Raw genomic sequence first — 1,366 nt, 5'->3', positions numbered from 1 at the left:
TGAAGCGCCCCAGGTTTGATGCCGCATCCTTGTGAGTTGGAAGGATAGATGTCATGCCGAAGAAGATTGATCCCGCGCTGCGTGAGCGCGCTGTCCGGCTGGTGCGGGAGCACCGGTCGGAGTATCCGTCGCTCACGGCCGCGTCAGCGGCCGTTGCCCGCCAGGTTGGGGTCGGAAACGAGTCCGTGCGCCGGTGGGTGCTGCAAGCCGACATTGATGATGGCACCCGCGAAGGGGTGACCAGTGTCGAGCATGCGGAGATCAAGCGGCTCAAGGCCGAGAACTCTCGGCTGCGGGAGGACGTCGCGATCCTGCGCGCAGCGACAACTTTCTTCGTGGGGGAACTCGACCCCCGCAACCGTTGATGCTGGGCTTCATCGACACGATGAGAGCTGAGGGGCATGCGGTCGAGTCGATCATCCGGGTCCTGCGTGAGCAGGGCGTGAAGATCGCCGCGCGCACCTACCGAGCCCAACGCCAAGGCGTCGTCGCGGCGCGGACGATCACGGACGCGCAGGTTCAGGAAGCGGTCCGTTCGGCAGCGTGGACCGTTGTCGAACGGGCCGGGACGATGCGTCGCGTGCTGACTCCCGAGGGCCTCTACGGGCGGCGGAAGATGACCGCACTGATCCGCCGCACCACGATCCCTGGCGCGTCGCGCGGCGCGGTGGACCGGGCGATGCGGGCCCTCGGGCTGTCGGGCATCCGCCGCGACAAGGGCGTGCGGACCACGATCCCCGCCAAGGACGGGGTCCGTGCCGGGGACCTGCTGAACCGGGACTTCACCGCTCCGCGCCCGGATCACACCTGGGTGATGGACTTCACCTACGTCAGAACGTGGGCAGGGTGGGTCTATGTCGCGTTCATCGTCGATGTCTACGCGCAACGCATCGTGGCCTGGCACGCGCAGACCACCAAGCACGTCGAACTCGTGATGATCCCGTTGCGCATGGCCCTCTGGGAACGCGCGCGGGAAGGGCACCCGATCCAGCCCGAGCAGCTGCGGGCGCATTCGGACGCCGGGTCTCAATACGTCTCGCTCACCTACACCGATAAGCTCGCCCTCGATGGAATCGCCCCGTCGATCGGGTCCGTCGGAGACGCGTTTGATAACGCGCTGATGGAGACGATCAACGGGCTCTACAAGGCCGAGTGCATCCGCACAACCGTGTTCCACGACGGCCCCTACCGAACCATCGCCGACGTCGAGTTCGCGACCGCCGGCTGGGTCGACTGGTACAACACTCGTAGGCTTCACTCGAGCCTCGGCTACGCCACACCCGCCGAGTTCGAGCACGCCCACTACGCAGCCCTCAACCGAGAGCCGCAACCCGCATAGGAGCGGCCGAAAACCTGGGGCGCTTCA

At 66.4% G+C, this 1,366-nt stretch carries 1 protein-coding gene; it reads left to right on the top strand.

Annotation, left to right across the window (positions count from 1 at the left end; genetic code table 11):
• Positions 1 to 53: 53 nt before the first annotated feature.
• A protein-coding gene (locus BMX93_RS12615) for an IS3 family transposase (RefSeq protein ID WP_091971704.1) occupies positions 54 to 1,339 on the top strand; the annotation gives its coding sequence in 2 pieces (ribosomal slippage) (positions 54 to 327 and positions 327 to 1,339; 1,287 coding nt in all).
• The last annotated feature ends 27 nt before the right edge of the window (positions 1,340 to 1,366 follow it).

The sequence above is a fragment of the Propionibacterium cyclohexanicum genome, from assembly GCF_900111365.1.
In the GTDB taxonomy this organism is placed as follows: Bacteria; Actinomycetota; Actinomycetes; order Propionibacteriales; family Propionibacteriaceae; genus Propionibacterium; species Propionibacterium cyclohexanicum.
The sequence above is the reverse complement of the archived record's forward strand: the minus strand, read 5'-3'. Positions and strand labels throughout refer to the sequence as shown.